This is a genomic window from uncultured Psychrobacter sp. (genome assembly GCF_947495825.1).
Taxonomy (GTDB): domain Bacteria; phylum Pseudomonadota; class Gammaproteobacteria; order Pseudomonadales; family Moraxellaceae; genus Psychrobacter.
In genome coordinates this window covers 277,289-293,968 of the sequence record NZ_CANMAH010000002.1, presented here as the reverse complement: position 1 = coordinate 293,968, position 16,680 = coordinate 277,289, and the positions used below count along the sequence as shown (strand labels likewise).

At 43.7% G+C, this 16,680-nt stretch carries 16 protein-coding genes; 10 read left to right on the top strand and 6 right to left on the bottom strand.

Going from position 1 to position 16,680, the window contains the following annotated elements; all coding sequences use genetic code 11:
- The first annotated feature begins 14 nt into the window (after nucleotides 1–14).
- Entirely contained in the window at nucleotides 15–1,271 is a 1,257-nt protein-coding gene (gene glyA, locus Q0895_RS04025; protein ID WP_299185690.1) for a serine hydroxymethyltransferase, read from the top strand.
- A 216-nt stretch (nucleotides 1,272–1,487) separates the two neighbouring features.
- Here the strand turns inward: glyA and Q0895_RS04020 are convergent, their stop codons facing one another.
- From Q0895_RS04020 to Q0895_RS03995, 6 genes are all read right to left on the bottom strand, one after another.
- Nucleotides 1,488–2,186 carry a zinc transporter gene (locus tag Q0895_RS04020; protein WP_299185689.1) on the bottom strand — a complete coding sequence of 233 codons (699 nt, stop codon included), beginning with the start codon at nucleotides 2,184–2,186 and terminating at the stop codon, nucleotides 1,488–1,490.
- A 192-nt stretch (nucleotides 2,187–2,378) separates the two neighbouring features.
- Complete coding sequence (gene gltS, locus Q0895_RS04015; RefSeq protein ID WP_299185687.1) at nucleotides 2,379–3,653, bottom strand: sodium/glutamate symporter; 1,275 nt, start codon at nucleotides 3,651–3,653, stop codon at nucleotides 2,379–2,381.
- 88 nt (nucleotides 3,654–3,741) lie between these two features.
- On the bottom strand, nucleotides 3,742–4,086 hold the full coding sequence (locus Q0895_RS04010) for a barstar family protein (RefSeq protein ID WP_299185686.1): 345 nt from the start codon (nucleotides 4,084–4,086) through the stop codon (nucleotides 3,742–3,744).
- 1 nt (nucleotide 4,087) lies between these two features.
- The gene (locus tag Q0895_RS04005; RefSeq protein ID WP_299185685.1) at nucleotides 4,088–4,666 is read right to left on the bottom strand and encodes a ribonuclease domain-containing protein; all 579 of its coding nucleotides are present in this window, start codon (nucleotides 4,664–4,666) and stop codon (nucleotides 4,088–4,090) included.
- Complete coding sequence (locus Q0895_RS04000; RefSeq protein ID WP_299185684.1) at nucleotides 4,663–4,851, bottom strand: cold-shock protein; 189 nt, start codon at nucleotides 4,849–4,851, stop codon at nucleotides 4,663–4,665. Before Q0895_RS04000 ends, Q0895_RS04005 begins: the two co-directional genes overlap by 4 nt.
- Before the next feature lie 202 nt (nucleotides 4,852–5,053).
- Nucleotides 5,054–6,355, bottom strand: a complete 1,302-nt coding sequence (locus tag Q0895_RS03995) for a glutamate-5-semialdehyde dehydrogenase (protein ID WP_299185682.1) — start codon at nucleotides 6,353–6,355, stop codon at nucleotides 5,054–5,056.
- Between the two features lie 451 nt (nucleotides 6,356–6,806).
- On the opposite strand from Q0895_RS03995, the gene Q0895_RS03990 reads away from it, so the two are divergent.
- The 9 genes from Q0895_RS03990 to Q0895_RS03950 all read left to right on the top strand — a co-directional run bounded on the left by Q0895_RS03990 (nucleotide 6,807) and on the right by Q0895_RS03950 (nucleotide 16,653).
- The gene (locus Q0895_RS03990) at nucleotides 6,807–7,184 is read left to right on the top strand and encodes a hypothetical protein (RefSeq protein ID WP_299185680.1); all 378 of its coding nucleotides are present in this window, start codon (nucleotides 6,807–6,809) and stop codon (nucleotides 7,182–7,184) included.
- 315 nt (nucleotides 7,185–7,499) lie between these two features.
- Nucleotides 7,500–8,297, top strand: a complete 798-nt coding sequence (locus Q0895_RS03985) for an ATP-binding cassette domain-containing protein (protein ID WP_299185679.1) — start codon at nucleotides 7,500–7,502, stop codon at nucleotides 8,295–8,297.
- Nucleotides 8,298–8,645: 348 nt separating this feature from the next.
- The gene (locus Q0895_RS03980) at nucleotides 8,646–9,446 is read left to right on the top strand and encodes a transporter substrate-binding domain-containing protein (RefSeq protein ID WP_299185678.1); all 801 of its coding nucleotides are present in this window, start codon (nucleotides 8,646–8,648) and stop codon (nucleotides 9,444–9,446) included.
- 32 nt (nucleotides 9,447–9,478) lie between these two features.
- The gene (locus tag Q0895_RS03975) at nucleotides 9,479–10,420 is read left to right on the top strand and encodes a transporter substrate-binding domain-containing protein (RefSeq protein WP_299185676.1); all 942 of its coding nucleotides are present in this window, start codon (nucleotides 9,479–9,481) and stop codon (nucleotides 10,418–10,420) included.
- 60 nt (nucleotides 10,421–10,480) lie between these two features.
- Nucleotides 10,481–11,428, top strand: coding sequence for an ABC transporter substrate-binding protein (locus Q0895_RS03970; protein ID WP_299185675.1), 948 nt, complete (start codon nucleotides 10,481–10,483; stop codon nucleotides 11,426–11,428).
- 427 nt (nucleotides 11,429–11,855) lie between these two features.
- Nucleotides 11,856–12,575 (top strand): ABC transporter permease, encoded by a 720-nt coding sequence (locus Q0895_RS03965; RefSeq protein WP_299185673.1) that lies wholly within the window; start codon nucleotides 11,856–11,858, stop codon nucleotides 12,573–12,575.
- Nucleotides 12,576–12,588: 13 nt separating this feature from the next.
- Complete coding sequence (locus Q0895_RS03960; RefSeq protein ID WP_299185671.1) at nucleotides 12,589–13,314, top strand: ABC transporter permease; 726 nt, start codon at nucleotides 12,589–12,591, stop codon at nucleotides 13,312–13,314.
- A gap of 146 nt (nucleotides 13,315–13,460) precedes the next feature.
- Nucleotides 13,461–14,201 (top strand): fumarylacetoacetate hydrolase family protein, encoded by a 741-nt coding sequence (locus Q0895_RS03955; protein WP_299185669.1) that lies wholly within the window; start codon nucleotides 13,461–13,463, stop codon nucleotides 14,199–14,201.
- 226 nt (nucleotides 14,202–14,427) lie between these two features.
- Complete coding sequence (locus Q0895_RS03950; RefSeq protein ID WP_299185668.1) at nucleotides 14,428–16,653, top strand: PhoX family phosphatase; 2,226 nt, start codon at nucleotides 14,428–14,430, stop codon at nucleotides 16,651–16,653.
- Nucleotides 16,654–16,680 lie beyond the last annotated feature (27 nt).

The window sequence follows — 16,680 nt, the reverse complement described above, 5'->3', positions numbered from 1 at the left end:
TATAGGACATTTATATGTTTAAAGATATATCTATCAAGGATTTTGATCCAGAACTTTCAAAAGCCATGGAAGCTGAAAGTGTACGTCAAGAAAACCATATCGAGCTTATTGCTTCAGAAAACTATTGCTCGCAAGCTGTGATGGAAGCGCAAGGTACAGATCTAACCAATAAATATGCTGAAGGTTATCCAGGCAAGCGTTATTACGGTGGTTGTGAACATGTTGATGTCGTTGAACAGTTGGCTATTGATCGTGCAAAAGAATTGTTCGGTGCCGAGTATGTCAACGTACAGCCGCACTCAGGCAGCCAAGCAAACTCAGCAGTATTTTTAGCATTGCTTGAGCCTAATGACACAGTACTTGGCATGAGCCTAGACGCGGGTGGTCACTTGACGCATGGCGCGCATATCAACTTCTCAGGCCTTAACTATAATGCTGTGCAGTACGGATTGGTTGAGGGCACTGGCCTTATCGATTATGACGAAGTTGAGCGTTTGGCAAAAGAGCATAAGCCTAAAATGATTATTGCTGGTTTTTCAGCCTACTCACAGGTTGTAGATTGGCAGCGTTTCCGTGAAATCGCCGACGAAGTAGGCGCGTACTTACTGGTAGATATGGCGCACGTAGCAGGTCTTATCGCTGGTGGCGTTTACCCAAGTCCAGTACCATTCGCTGATGTGGTTACTACTACAACCCACAAAACCCTACGTGGCCCGCGCTCAGGTATGATTTTGGCTCGTGATGAGAAGCTGGCGAAAAAGCTTAATTCTGCCGTATTCCCAGGCAACCAAGGTGGCCCGCTCATGCATGTCATCGCAGCCAAAGCGGTTTGCTTTAAAGAGGCGCTAGAAGACAACTTCAAAACCTATCAACAGCAAGTCGTCAAAAACGCGCAAGCCATGGCTAAAGTCATCCAAGATCGTGGTTATGAAATCATCTCTGGTGGTACTGAAAACCATCTAATGCTGATAAGCTTGGTTAAGCAAGAAATGACGGGTAAAGAAGCGGACAAATGGCTTGGCGATGCGCATATCACTGTGAATAAAAACGCTGTACCAAATGATCCAAAATCTCCATTCGTCACATCTGGTATCCGCATCGGTACGCCAGCGATTACTACACGTGGCTTTAACGAAGCACAAGCTAGCGATTTGGCTGGCTGGATCTGCGACGTACTAGATAGCCGCGGTGATGAAAAAGTCTTGGCTGATGTACGTGACAAAGTAGAAGCCATCTGTAAAGAGCTACCAGTTTACGAAAAAAACCAGTAAGCCAGTTCTTTTAATTTTAGCTAGCGCTTATTTAGCGTTGAGTAAAATAAAAACCGCTCAGCTTAGGCTGGGCGGTTTTTTCTTGTTATAAAAAAGTCGGTATTTTTATGGTGAACTTCTCAGTCGAGTCTTTGGGTCATCGATGATTTGGTCATAGTGTTCAGAACTATAGTACACGGAGATTAGGCAGCCAACGTATCAGCCATACCAAACAGATTAACCACCAAGCTGGTTTAAGGCCAACGCCAGTATCAGGCCAACACTCGCACTGATACCTGCCCAGTGGTTGCCGCGTTTAAAGGCAGTGGGGAACACCTCAGTCGCTAAAGAGGCAATAACAGCGCCAGCAGCGAAACAATCGATAGCACTAATAATCTCTTCATCAACGCCCTTGAGCAGCACCTTACCTAAGATAGCAGCAAGCGATAACAAAACAGCAGCACCGATCCAAAGCATGAGCACTTTCTTGTTACTTTTGCCATTTTTGCGCATCTCTTTGGCACCGCCAGCCGCTTCTGGAAGGTTGGACAACAAGATAGAACCTGCTAATGCAGCGACTTGCATTACGTTGCCGCTTAAGAGTGATACGCCTAGCGCCAGATTTTCAGGCACCCCGTCAAGTGTGATGGCAGCCAATAGACCACCACCGCCCTCCGAGTTGAGTTTTTCATCAATCAAGTAGTCAATACCTGTAAATACGATGGCGCCTAGTAAAGTGAAAGCCGCTGTGATCCAAACTCCGCTATCAGTCACGGCTGGTTGTAATAGCTCGATGACCACTGATATCGTCAGTGCCCCACCTGCGACCGCCAGCAAGTTGCCTTCAAGCCAGCTAGGTAGTCGTCCATACAACCCCCAAAGCGCCCCGACGATAAGGGCGCCTGAGACGACAATGATTACTGCAAACACTAACATAATTTACCTCAATATTTTTATACACCATTGATAACGGCTTATGGTTTTGGTGTCATTAGAAGTTGCGTAACAAAACGCAAGATTTGTTCTTTAATCTATGTGATCAGTAAACACGCCAACCAAAAACCCCAACTAACCGAAGTGTAGTTGGGGCTTTAATTATTACTAAGACTGGTCTAAAAAGTCTTGTTTCTACATAAACGGTAAATTAATGAATATCTGCAATACCGTAGCGTTGACGATATCGACAAAGAATGCACCAACCATTGGCACAATTAAGAACGCCTTATACGAAGGCAAGTAGCGATCGGTGACTGCCTGCATATTTGCAATCGCAGTCGGCGTTGCCCCCATACCAAAACCACAATGGCCTGCTGACAAGACAGCGGCATCGTAGTTTTTGCCCATTATCTTAAAGGTTACTAGGTACACATAGATAATCATAACCACCGTTTGTACGATTAAGATAATCAGTACAGGTCCTGCCAAATCAGTCAGCTGCCATAGTTTTAGTGACAACAGTGCCATGGCCAAAAATAGGCTCAAAGAAGCATTACCTAACACATCAATGGCACGGTCAAACATCTCAAAGTTAAAAAATATCGTTAGTACGTTGCGAATAATCACACCGCCTGCCAACGCCCAAACGAAGGTAGGCAACTCAAACCAAGTATCGGCTGCCACCAACGTCATGGTCTCTGCAAACGCCAGTGCACCGGCGAACAGGGCTAAGGTTTCAATGGTAGAGGACGCAGTAATAAGACGAATGTGGTCAGGTTTTTCAAAGATTTCTTTGTCATTTAAAATGTCGTCTTCGTCGTGCTTGGTACTATATAGTGACTGTGCACCTGTTACCTTTTCGATGTCACTTGGGCTTTGATTGTAGGGAGTTGGCTCTATACCAAGCTTTTGGATCAATCGACGAGCCACAGGCCCACCGACTACGCCGCCTGCGACCAGACCATAAGTTGCAACAGCGATACCCAGAGTCGTTGCACCGACCACGCCATATTGCTCCTCTAAAGTTATGCCCCATGCGCCTGCTGTTCCGTGTCCACCAGTCAGCGCGATAGAACCCGTGACCAACCCAAGTAAAGGATCAAGTCCAAGAACGCTTGCCATCGCGACGCCAACGACATCCTGCAAGATAATAAAAACGGACACCACAATGGTGAAAATTAATAATGGCGTACCACCTGCTTTGAGCTTACTAAAATCAGCACTCAGACCGATGGAAGCAAAGAACATCAGCATGGTCGCTGTTTGCAATCCTTGATGAAAGTTAAAGCTAAATCCCCAAAATATATTTAATATATAAACAACGACTGCAGCCACCAAACCGCCTGCAACTGGTTCTGGAATATTAAAGTTTTCTAAAAACTTGATATTCTTAACCAAAAATCGCCCTAGCAGTAGTACTAAAGTGGCTAATATCAAGGTGTAATAGCCATTTAAAGTAATTTCCATAGATCAATCCTTTTTCTAAATATAAATTAACCCAAATTGGAGACAAAATTATATTTATCTCAAATTTAGGTTTTGTGATAATTAGCGACTAATCCTTGTCTCTTGTCGGCACAACCACCCAAAGTTGCGGCTTGCCGAAGTCCTTATAGGCATTTTCAACGATGCCTTTAAAAACGTTAAAGTCCTCAGTGTTTATGTTCTCTACCGCAGCCAAATTAAGCTCTAGATACTCAACTTCACTATCTGTCAAACAATCCCACGCACTATCCCAGTTATGAGCAAAGTAGCTAGGAAAATCGCATGCTTTGGCTAGGCTGGTCAAAAGGGTTTTTTTATCGAGCGCTTTACCGATTGGGATACTCACAGCTTCTTTAGGAATGCTGTCACTAAGTGCTGCACTGCTTTGATCAACAAAATAAATGGCTTGGCTCATATTAATTTACCTTAAGCTTTCGAAAGCTGTCGTAATGGTCAACGGTCAAGTAATAGACGGTAGGAGGGTTGCCACCAGTGACAATACGCCGCGCTCCTCGATGAGACACTCCAGGCGTAGGTACTGTGTACTCGCGGTAGTAGCCTTGGGACTCGGCAGGCAGTCTGCCTTCACGATTATAAAAGGTAGTACCGTCTTTATTCGGATATGGAAAAGGCCCACCTTGTTGAATCAGCGCAATGGTTTGATCTATCTGAGGGTCGCCAGTGATAGCGTTTGTCTGTGTCTCAACATAAGAAGAGGTTGATGTAACATTAGATGAATTATCACCGAGTAACGTAGGCTTTAATTCTGTATAGCCAAAGAATATGACGGCAATAAGAATAAGTACGCTAATAGCAGTCGATTTCCAGCTTTTATTGCTGTACCTCGGATATTGATTATTAGAGGTATGATAGCGGTTGCGGCTATTCACGCTACTTGGTCTGTGGCCGCCGTTCTGATTACTTTGGTTTAAATGTACTGACGTATGATTTGATTTTGTCGTACTCTGCTCGATACTCAACGAAGCATCAGTCACCTCAGTTGCTCGCAATTGATTTTTGTCGTTACGTTCCTATTAAAATAGACTCTTTGACCTACGGTGATCGGCTTTGACAACCTTACTTTACTGACGTGGAAGAAAACATCTTCATTTTGCTCATCAACGTCGATAAAGCCATAGCCTTTATCTGAGTTATAGTGCTTGATTTTGCCACTTTGCATAAGGCTACGTTCCTATACAGTGTTTTTGTTATGTTGCATCCTAATCTTTATGTTGGCTTCTACTGGGTAACCGAGTTTTTATGGTCCATTTACCATTAATAAAAAAACGCCAGCAATTAAGCTGACGTTTTTTGTGGATTATACTTGAGGTTACGCTATAAATGGTAGGTTAAGGGACAATAAGTTAACAAGAGACAACAAGTTAAGCACGCGTCTCGCCATGTCCATAGACAATCCACTTCTGTGAGGTTAGGCCTTCGAGTCCTACAGGGCCACGCGCGTGAATCTTGTCGGTTGAGATACCAATCTCTGCGCCCAAGCCATACTCAAAACCATCTGCGAAACGGCTAGAAGCGTTGATCATAACACTTGCTGAGTCCACTTCACGGATAAAGCGCTGCGACTTAGTATAGTTATCAGTAATGATGACATCGGTATGATGACTGCCATGGGTGTTGATATGTTCAATGGCTTCATCAATGCCTGCCACGATTTTAATCGCTAAGATAGGCGCTAGATATTCAGTATCCCAGTCCTCATCAGTTGCAGCCGATAGATGGCCCTCGAGCTTGGCGTTATCATTTAAGATAGCTTGCGCCTTATCATCGAGACGTAGTTGCATGGCGTCATCAGCTTGGATAATGGCTTCAGCAATCCGCGGTAATAGCTCATCTGCAACCGTGTCATCGAGCAATAACGTCTCCATAGTGTTGCACGTGCCATAGCGATGCGTTTTAGCATTGACGCTGACGTCGATAGCGATTTTTGGATCGGCATCGCTATCGATAAAGGTGTGGCAATTGCCATCTAAATGTTTGATCACCGGTACCTTGGCATCATTACTGATACGGGCAATCAAACCTTTGCCGCCACGCGGTACAATGACATCGACATATTCTGTCATGGTAATAAGCTCGCCCACTGCTGCGCGATCTGTGGTTTGTAGTACTTGCACGCTGTGCTCAGAGAGGCCAGCTTTTTTTAGGCCCTGATGAATACATTTCGCGATTGCTTGGTTGGATTCAAATGCTTCTGAGCCGCCGCGTAGAATGATGGCGTTACCTGATTTTAGGGCTAAAGAAGCAGCTTCTAAAGTGACGTTTGGACGCGACTCATAAATCATGCCAACGACGCCAAGAGGCACGCGCATTTTACCTAGGTGAATACCAGATGGACGATAGGTCATGTCTGTGACTTCACCGATAGGATCAGGCAGTGCGGCGACATCTTTTAGGCCTTGGAGCATGCCCTCGAACCGGTCTTCATTTAGCTCTAGACGGTCTAGAAGCGCTGTTTCAAGATCGTTTTTTTGACCTTTATCCATATCGATTTTGTTAGCAGATAAGATATCTTGTTTTGCATCAACTAATACATCATGAATCGCTAACAATGCGGAGTTTTTATCGCCAGTATTAGCAGCGGCAAGCGTACGCGACGCTGCACGGGCTTGTTTGCCGACTTGTTGCATATAAGTTGCGACGTCTGCGGTATTTGATTGACTCATAGAAGATTTCCTTGTGTCTGTGGATGAGAGTTTTTCGTTAGTAATGGGGTGTCGTTGACAGAATTTACGTTTTATCGGCCTCACAGCGTTATGCTATTTAACATAGAGGAGTTACGGTCGATAGTAAAGATGAATTTGTGAACAGTACCTGCCTTTACTCAGCAATTATTGTTACTTATGCTGACTTTGTCAGTTTTTATAAACATAAGATTTAATTCAAGATATTGTCTATTTGTAAGACTGTTAACTCAAAACAATAATACAAAAAACTTAATACGTACGTGGTTACGCACTTTTAACATAACTGCGCTGTAACTACTAAGGTAGTGACAAGCGGTTATCAGTATAGTTGAGTACTAAATCATCAAGCATTCACTAGACTCAATATCCATTGAGCGTGTTTAGAAAAATTTTGAATCCTACCAGTGCCAAAGAGCCACGGAGAATTAAAATGAAGACCATGAAAAAAACCAATACAATAGAGACAATGCTGCATAAACCAATGCTCAAAAAGTGGTTGTACGCTTCGCTAGCAGCATCTGCTTTAGCCTTAGGCGCTTGCGCGGACAACGAGACGCCGGTGAGTGAAGATGAGACAGCCATGGATGCTCAAGCAGAAGTGGAGCAGGGTGTCACCAATGTAGACGATGACACAGCCATAGCCACCAGTGAAAATACGGCATACGCTTCAGATGATATGCCTAGCGACGCTGATAGTGATATGATGAACAATGACGTTGCCATCGCGACAGCTGATGAGTCTGAAGTAGCTGACGAATCTGAAATACTAGACGGTAGCGAATCAGAAGAACACGTCTCAACCTACTAATTTTAACCTATTAAGTTATGAGCAATAAGCTTATAGACTGTCTATTACTTAAGCTAATAATTAAACAGACTTTTACTACCTTTGTATAAAAAAGCTAATAATATATGTGAGCTCAGATATGCCAATGCTATCTGAGCTATTTTTATGGGTAAAGAAGCAAGATGTATCAAGCATAAAAAACAGATAGAAAGTTTGCCTTTTGGTCCTGTTTTAAGCGACAATGTGGCGCAATAGCACTATAAAACTTATTAGTATCATTTTAAGTTATTATGACGCTTCTCTCTTTATTTATTTTTATTGGAAATCTGCTAACCCATGCTTGAGACTGCCGCAAACTCGACTCGCCCTATTGCCTTAGAGTTACAAGATCTTCATAAAAGCTTTGGCTCATTGGCTGTGCTCAAAGGTGTATCGTTGACTGCCTACGATGGTGATGTCATCTCTATCTTAGGATCTTCTGGCTCTGGTAAATCGACTTTACTACGATGTATTAATCTACTCGAAAAGCCCACGCAAGGACATATTAGTGTTGGCAATGAAGAGCTCATGCTAAAGCCAACCAAGTCCGGCGAAATGCAGGCAGCAGACAATAAGCAGCTTGATAGCTTACGAGCCCGTGTGGGTTTTGTCTTTCAAAACTTTAATTTGTGGCCGCACAAGACCATTCTTCAAAACATCATTGAAGGGCCAACGCAAGTATTAAAAGTTAAAAAACAGCAAGCCATCAGTGATGCAGAGAAACTGCTAGATAAAGTTGGTTTGCTTGATAAAAAAGATGCTTATCCTGCCAACTTATCAGGCGGTCAGCGTCAACGTGTTGCTATCGCTCGTGCACTTGCGATGCAGCCGCGCGTATTATTATTTGATGAGCCAACTTCTGCGCTTGATCCCGAGCTGGTCAATGAAGTGCTGACCGTAATGCGAGACTTGGCAGAGGAGGGACGTACGATGTTAATTGTCACTCATGAAATGCGCTTTGCTCGTGAAGTCTCAAACAAAGTAGTGTTTTTACATCAAGGTGTGATTGAAGAGATAGGCACACCTGAGCAGGTATTTGATAATCCCACCTCAGAGCGAGTCAAAGAATTTATGGCATCGCACAATCAAAATTAATTATTAAAAATACCCATCATCTATTATCCATCGCGCTATTTTTTAACCTTATGTCTTAACTTTTCAGACAATCAATCGCATTACCACTATCTGACAGTGTCAAACTAACAACGTCAGATAGTGACGGTGTCAAACGATCATCAACCATGACTTTTATCCTCATTTGACGCTTTATTACTCGATAATGACAGTCAATATGCAAAACGTTTGTTTTTGATATTTGAGTGAGGTATTATCGAGTTGTCTATAAAATGTCAATACCTGTTATTGTATTTATATCTGGCAAGGATGTCAGACGTTAAAACAACACAAATCTTTATCAAAAATTTATTAAAAAATGAGGAACGTATGATGTCGAACTCTCGCCTATTGTGGTCGTCGATGACCATCACCGCGGCCATTGCGCTTAGTGCTTGTAGCCAACCTGCTAATGAAGCCGCTGATACTAGCGCTGATGCACCTGCGGCAGACGCGGCTGGTAAGACTATTCGTATCGCGACTGAGGGCGCTTACCCTCCTTTTAACTATACCAACGCTGATGGCAGTTTGGCAGGCTTTGATGTCGATGTGGCCAATGCTTTGTGTGAGCAGATGCAGGCCAACTGTGAGATCGTCGCTCAAGACTGGGACGGTATCATTCCAGGTCTATTGGCGCAAAAATACGATGCTGTGGTCGCAGGTATGTCAATTACTCCTGAGCGTCAAGAAAAGGTCGATTTCACTGAGCCTTACTTTGCTAATACCATGGTATGGCTAACTGATACTAATGGCAGTTTTGATCCGACGGCAATAGAAAACCTGACATTAGGTGGTCAACGCTCAACGACTCCAGGCGCTTATCTACAAGATAATTATGAAGGTAAGGACGGTAATACAGTTCAGTTATACGATAATTATGATAATGCCTACTTAGACCTAAAATCTGGTCGTAGCGATGCGGTATTGGCCGAAAAAGTATCGGCCAAATCGTGGTTGGCAGATAACCCTGAAGGCTTTGGTATTGTTGGTGATGAAATAGATAATGACGACAACATTGCTATCGCTGTACGTAAAAATGACTCTCTTAAAGATGACTTTAATAAGGCGTTAAGTGAGATCCGCAGCAACGGTGAGCTTGCTCGTCTTGAACAAGAAAACTTTGGTCAATAACATTCTGTTTTAGAAATAAGAGAGTAGCAATTATGACAACATCTATGACATCATCAATCGTAAGTAAAGCCAAATGGTTGGCACCGCTTAGCGCTGCTATGCTGATGCTGGCTGGCTGTAACAACAGTACTGCACCAGAAGAGAATGCCGCATCAGATACTACAGCTTCTGATACGCCTATTAATGTAAAAATCGCCACCGAATCAAGTTATAAGCCGTTTAGTTACACAGATGCTGATGGCAAACTTATCGGTTATGAGATTGAACTGGTCGATGCGCTATGTGCGCAGATGCAAGCTGAGTGTGAGGTTATCTCTCAAGATTGGGATGGTCTTATTCCTGGGCTCAATGCACAAAAATTCGATGCGATTATCGCTGGTATGTCGATCACGCCTGAGCGTAAAGAAGTAGTAGATTTTACGGATCCATACTTTCATACTGGTATTATCTTGATCGGTAAAAAGGGCGACGATATCAGCGTTGCTGATCTAAAAGGGCAGCCTGTAGCTTCTCAGCGCTCAACGGTCTCATCACAGTACTTACAAGACGAATATCCAGAGGCTGACATCAAGCTTTATGATACTCAAGACAACGCTTATCTAGATCTGACATCAGGTCGCGTACGTGCCATGATGTCAGATAAAGTGACTGGCATTGATTGGTTAAAGACTGAAGCTGGTCAAGACTATGAAGTTAAAGGTCAAGAGATTAGTACTGAAGAAGATGCAATGGGTATTGCCTTTCGTAAAGGTGATCCTTTAGTTGCCAAATTCAATGAAGCTTTGGCTGAGCTAAAATCTAATGGTGTCTATGATCAGATTACTGGTAGCTACTTTGGTACCAGCACGACCGCTGCTGCTCAACAAGCGACAGCAACTGATGGTGTCGAAAAGGTAGTCGTCGTGGACGAAGGGAATGTCGATGCCAATGCTATGATTGCTGAAGAAGAGCAAGCAGAAGCAGCGACTAACTAATAGCGCACTTAATGAGTAAAAACCTGAGCTGTTTGTCTTTAGTAAATATCAAGGATGATTATGAGCAACCATTTTGTCCCCGCTATCGTAATGGCGAATGTGTCTGTCATTAAATCGATTAAAGTGAAACGTTTGTCGACCCCTCTGCTGACTATGGCTGCTGCCTTTACGTTAGTTGGTTGTAGCAATAGCCAAGACAGTGCTGATGACGTTGATGCAACAGCTGCTGAGACAACATCAGCTTCCGAGTCAGGTGAGGTGTTACGTATTGGTACCGAAGGCGCTTATGCACCTTTTAACTATACCAATGCAGATGGGACACTCGGCGGCTTCGATGTCGATATGGCCAATGCTATCTGTGCTGATATGCAAGTCACATGTGAGATTACGGCGCAAGATTGGGATGGTATCATTCCTGGTCTAAAGGCTGGCAAGTATGATGCGATTGTAGCCGCGATGTCTATAACGCCAGAGCGCGCACAACAAGTCAGCTTTACTGATCCCTATTTTAGCAATACCTTGGTATTTTTGGCCAAAAAAGACAGTAGCTTTGATCCAAGTCAAAGTAGTGATATCAATGCTCACTCTATTGCCGCCCAGCGCTCAACCATTTCTTCACAGTGGTTAGAGGATGCTTATCCAAAAGCCAATATGAAGTTATATGATACTTTGAGCAATGCGTTTTTGGACTTAGGGTCAGGCCGCGTTGATGCAATGATCTCCGATAAGCTGCCGGCGCTAGAGTGGTTAAGCTCGCCATCAGGTAGCGGATATGTGATCAAAGGTGATGAGATCGATATCGATGATAACTTTGCAATCGCTGTGCGTCCTGGCGATGATTTGCAAGCAAAAATTAATCAATCATTGGCGAATCTAAAAGCTGATGGTACTTATGATAAGCTTAATCAAAAGTACTTTGCTATGCCAGCGGCTGAGACTGTTACTGATAATGAGGTTACGTCAACTGTGGTAATCGATGAACCTATCGCAGATACTGCTGCTCAATAGAGGTGTCTTGCTCTAATGATTTATAAGCCAACCTCAAAATACTTATCTTATTAGTCAAAAGGATATTGCCAAACTGGTGATATCCTTTTTTATTTTGTCGATAGTGTTTTATCGTGATGTGTACATAAGCACCTGCTAGGTATCAGAGATAACTGTAAACTGACTGTACAGTCTTGCCAAATTTATCCTAGTAGTCGGGGTTTTGACAGTAGGAATGTTCATTTATAGACAGGTTTTGCTTATGAGCAGTAACATAGAGCTTGCCGATTATGATAAAATCACGGCGCATTTCTACCGAGTCAATCAATCATCGTCTGTGCGCAAGTTTAAATGTGTTGTTGCTCTAGAAAATATAAGACGATTGGTACTGATTCTTTTAACTAACATTCTGCTAACTTGCTAATATAAAGAGACTGAGTGGACAACTGTGTTTGACTTACAAGGATTTGGCGCGCTCTTACTGAGCGGCGCAACCGTCACTATCAAGCTTGCCTTGACCAGCTTAGCTATAGGCATGGTCCTCGGGCTTCTGGGTGCGACTGCTAAGCTGTCCAAGATTTGGATACTACGTAAAATTGCGACTGTCTATACAGCCACGATGCGCGGTATTCCTGAGCTACTATTGGTGCTGTTTATATATTATGGCGGCTCTATACTGCTGATGAGTGTACTCAAAAAGTTTGGTTATAACGACTATATTGAGATCAGTGCGTTTTGGGGCGGGGTCATGGCCTTATCTATTGCTTTTGGTGCTTATGCGACCGAAATTTTACGGATGTCTATTCAGGAGATTCCAGTAGGTCAGAGTGAGGCGGCCCAAGCAGTTGGGATGCGCCCTTTTCAGACGTTTTATCGGATTACCTTACCGCAAGTATGGCAAATTGCCTTACCGGGTTTGGGTAACTTATTTTTGGTACTGCTCAAAGATACTGCTTTGGTATCAGTCATTGGTCTTAAAGATATTATGTATCAGTCATCCCGCGCCGCTCAGTCAACTCAGCAGCCTTTTACGTTTTATATGGCAGCAGCGATAATTTATTTAGGGCTGACGATGCTCATCACAGGCTTTATGATGTGGCTTGAATGGCGTGCCAACCCAGCAGCACGCTATGCCAAAAAGCTTAGCCGTCAATCGACCACAGGGTAGAGGAGAGATACTCATGGATTGGAATTGGCAGGTTATTTTTGAACATATCCCAGATCTATTGGGCGGTGCGGTATTAACTGTACAACTGGTCGTGATTTCGGGCATCATTGGACTGTTTTTAGGTTTGATTTTAGCATTATTAAGGCTATCCAAAAGTTGGATGGTGCAGATCATACCTTTTTTGTATATTTTCTTTTTTCGTGGTACGCCGCTGCTGGTACAGATATTCTTGATTTACTATGGTCTTGGCCAGTTCGAATCCATACGTGATTCATTCTTGTGGGAGCCAGTACTTAGCCAAGCTTATTGGTGTGCCATCATTGCCTTTACGATGAATACGAGTGCATATCTTGCCGAGATTATTCGTGGAGCCATTCAAGCTATTCCAGTTGGCGAGCTTGAAGCTGCGGATGCGATTGGTATGTCGAGATGGCAAAAGCTCACTCGTATTACTTTGCCGCGAGCATTTGGTATTGTGATTCCAGCGTATAGTAATGAAGTGATTTTTATGCTTAAAGGTAGTGCCTTAGCATCAACGATTGCGCTGATGGATATCACTGGGGTAGCCCGTACTATCAGTGCCCGTACTTATACTTTGATGGAATTATTCTTCGCTGCAGGTGTCGTCTACTTACTATTATCATGGGTGATTTTATTCGTTTTTGGCAGGTTTGAAAAACGCATGAATCGTCACACCAGCTACGTACCACCAGATGTCGTGACACGCACTATCTCATGATGCAAAACCATGTTTCTATTACGTAGATGATTACACATTACGATAGAGCGATTGATTAACCACTATTAAAAGATAATAATAAAAAATAGTGAGGAAAGCTGCTTGGTAAATAATCGTACGACTTCCTTTTATAGTGAGAACGCATCATGACTGAATCCCCCCATGTTTCTTTGATTAATGACATCGTTAGAGAAGATAATGAGTTTAGTCTAGACGATGATACCAGCGCTAATAACAAGCGCAATTTGATAGGTAAAGTCGTCTGTGTCGGTCGTAATTACGCCGCCCACGCCACTGAGCTTGGCAATGCTGTTCCAACGCGTCCACTACTATTTATCAAGCCTGCTTCAAGTATCATCTCTTTATCAGACGCTATTCCTAGTAGTATCCGTGATGTGCCCCGCGAAAAAGTATATCCAGTACATTATGAAGCGGAGTTCTGTATTCGTTTGGGTCAGGATTTGAAGTCAGCTTCGTTAGAAGAGGTTGTCAGTACTACTGGTTTAATTGAAGCAGTCACGCTAGGGCTAGATTTGACCTTGCGAGACTTACAAAGTGAGCTCAAAGAACAAGGCCATCCATGGGAGCGTGCAAAGTGCTTTGATGGCGCATGTGTGCTCGCTGACTGGGTCGATCCGCTGACATTTGGCGACTGTAGCGATGTGCATTACCAGCTTTATATTAATGATGAGCTTAAGCAAGATGGTAAAAGCGCGCTGATGTTATTCCCCGTTTATGAGTTACTTGCCGAGATTAGCCATGCTTTTAGTTTGCAGGCAGGTGATGTGATTATGACTGGCACGCCAAGTGGGGTTGGTATACTGCATGCAGGCGATGATTTAAAGTTGGTATTGGGCGCGCACGAGTGGCAGGCGCGAGTGCAATAGCGTTACTTTAAATATAAGCTTAAATAAAAATTTGATGTCTGAAAATACAAAATCCTGAGCCAATGCTTGGGATTTTTTGTTTAAATAAAGCCTGTTATTTAAATGTCATCGTATCGTCATGAAAGTTCAATAGACTCAAGCGTAATCCGCATTTTCGTAGTGTTAATTATAAAGCTGCGACTGATCCCATTTATGCTAATCCAGCCTAACAGCAAGGTGACTGACAATGACATTACTAAATGATAAGCAAAATCTTGCCCACGAAGTTGTTGAAGATTCCAATCCTACTCATAATACTGACTTTCAAAGCATTATCAATCGTCGTCTTAACCGCCGTAGTATTCTAAAAGGTGGTACAGGATTGACAGCTGCTGCTTTTTTTGGCGCACTTCCTTTAGTCGGATGTGCTGACGATGATGAGAGTAGTATTGGAAGACCGATTGTCAATAATAATAATGCTGCTATCCCTGCGCAAGGTGACTTAAAGCGTCCTGATACTTTAAAGTTTAAAGCAGTCGCACACTCCACTGCCGAAACAATGAGCGTGGCAGAAGGTTATAAGGCCGAAATTATTTTACCACTGGGCACGCCATTAATTTCTGGCATTGATGATTGGAAAGACAATCGTGAGCAGTCCGCTGAGTCGTTTGATTGGCGCATGGGTGATAACCATGATGGCATGTGGTTCTTTGGCAAAAAGGGTCATGGATACGATGCCAAAGCATCAGAGAATGGTCTGCTAGTCATGAATCATGAGTACGTGAATAGTGAGGAGCTAAGCCCGTTTGGCTACCATGTAATCCAAGATAATAATGCTGCAGCTATATTCAAAAATCGCCGTCTCGCCAGTGATGTGCGCCGTGAAGCCAATTGTCATGGCGTGGCGGTAGTTGAGATGACTCGCCGTGCTGATGGCATAGGATATGAGATGGTGCTCAATTCAAAATACAATCGCCGCATTACTAGTAGTACTCAATCGCAGTTAGCGGGGCCGGTTGCTGGCTCCGATTTGGTCAAGACCAAGTTTGATCCGACAGGCTTTCAGACTCGTGGAATCAATAATAATTGCGGTGCAGGGCTATCGCCTTGGGGTACGTATTTGACGACAGAAGAAAACTTCTTAGGCGTCTTTGCCCGTGGTCAAGATGCCAGTCGATTAACTGCCGCGCAGAATTATGGTCGTAAGCGTTATGGTGCAACAGAAAATTTTGCCAGCTCAGGGTATTTATGGCATACCCCAGAAGCCAAAGACGCCAAAATCTCTGATGAATTTTCCCGCTGGGACATGACAGCTGTCGGTGCAACAGCGACTGACGATTATCGCAATGGTTTTAACACCTTCGGTTATATCACTGAAATTGACCCTTTTGACCAACATTCTATGCCACAAAAACGTACAGCATTAGGACGTTTTGCTCACGAAAACTGCGCCTATGCACCTGTTGAGCAAGGCAAACCAGTGGTTTTTTATATGGGTGATGATGCTCGCGGTGAATATATTTATAAGTTTGTCTCTAAAGCTCTGTGGTCAAATACAGATATAGGGGCGGGCCTAAAAGCTGGTGATAAGTATATGAATGAGGGCACGCTATACGTTGCAACCTTCCATGACGATGGGAGCGGTGAGTGGCAGCCGTTAGTCCATGGTCAAAACGGACTAGATGCCACTAATAGCGTGCTGCCTTTTAATGGACAAGATGATGTTTTAGTGTTTGCGCGTGCTGCTGCTGATACGTTAGGTGCAACCAAGATGGATCGTCCTGAATGGGTGTCCGTCAGTCCTATTACAGGTGAAGTTTATGTAACTTTGACCAATAATAAATATCGCGGTGAACGTGATGACCAACCAGTGTCTGCAACCAACCCGCGCAGTTATCAGGCTCGTGGTAAAGCGCGTGGCAATGACAATGGTCATATTATTCGCTGGGCAGAAGCAGGAGGGGATCATGCGGCAATGAGCTTTGAGTGGGATATTTATCTATTTGCCGCGCCGAGTGCTTTGTCAGCAGAGAACTTATCGCAATTAAATGATAATAACGATTTTTCTTCGCCAGATGGTTTGTACTTTGACCCACGTGGGGTATTGTGGATTCAGACTGATGACAGCGCTTATACCGATACCAGCAGTTGCATGTTGCTCGCAGCACTACCAGGCAATGTCAGCGATGGTACGCTCAAAACCACCTCGGCAGGACAGCAAACACGTGTCGGTATGAGAGCAAATAATGACAATATCAAACGTTTTTTTGTCGGTCCTGAAGGCTGTGAGGTAACGGGTATTACCCTAACACCAGATTTCAAAACGTTATTCATTAACATTCAGCATCCTGGTAATACGTGGGGTGCAGTCGCAGGCGGCAGTATACCGCGCTCAGCTACGGTCATGATTACTCGTGAGGACGGAGATATGATACTGGCAGAGTCGTTTGCAACGGATGTGAGAACGACATAGTGATTAAGTAGTTAATATTTATTAAAC

Coding starts and splice junctions, on each gene's coding strand:
- glyA (WP_299185690.1), top strand. CDS start 15: ATGTTTAAAGATATATCTATCAAGGATTTTGATCCAGAACTTTCAAAA.
- Q0895_RS04020 (WP_299185689.1), bottom strand. CDS start 2,186: ATGTTAGTGTTTGCAGTAATCATTGTCGTCTCAGGCGCCCTTATCGTC.
- gltS (WP_299185687.1), bottom strand. CDS start 3,653: ATGGAAATTACTTTAAATGGCTATTACACCTTGATATTAGCCACTTTA.
- Q0895_RS04010 (WP_299185686.1), bottom strand. CDS start 4,086: ATGAGCCAAGCCATTTATTTTGTTGATCAAAGCAGTGCAGCACTTAGT.
- Q0895_RS04000 (WP_299185684.1), bottom strand. CDS start 4,851: ATGCAAAGTGGCAAAATCAAGCACTATAACTCAGATAAAGGCTATGGC.
- Q0895_RS03995 (WP_299185682.1), bottom strand. CDS start 6,355: ATGAGTCAATCAAATACCGCAGACGTCGCAACTTATATGCAACAAGTC.
- Q0895_RS03990 (WP_299185680.1), top strand. CDS start 6,807: ATGAAGACCATGAAAAAAACCAATACAATAGAGACAATGCTGCATAAA.
- Q0895_RS03985 (WP_299185679.1), top strand. CDS start 7,500: ATGCTTGAGACTGCCGCAAACTCGACTCGCCCTATTGCCTTAGAGTTA.
- Q0895_RS03980 (WP_299185678.1), top strand. CDS start 8,646: ATGATGTCGAACTCTCGCCTATTGTGGTCGTCGATGACCATCACCGCG.
- Q0895_RS03975 (WP_299185676.1), top strand. CDS start 9,479: ATGACAACATCTATGACATCATCAATCGTAAGTAAAGCCAAATGGTTG.
- Q0895_RS03970 (WP_299185675.1), top strand. CDS start 10,481: ATGAGCAACCATTTTGTCCCCGCTATCGTAATGGCGAATGTGTCTGTC.
- Q0895_RS03960 (WP_299185671.1), top strand. CDS start 12,589: ATGGATTGGAATTGGCAGGTTATTTTTGAACATATCCCAGATCTATTG.
- Q0895_RS03955 (WP_299185669.1), top strand. CDS start 13,461: ATGACTGAATCCCCCCATGTTTCTTTGATTAATGACATCGTTAGAGAA.
- Q0895_RS03950 (WP_299185668.1), top strand. CDS start 14,428: ATGACATTACTAAATGATAAGCAAAATCTTGCCCACGAAGTTGTTGAA.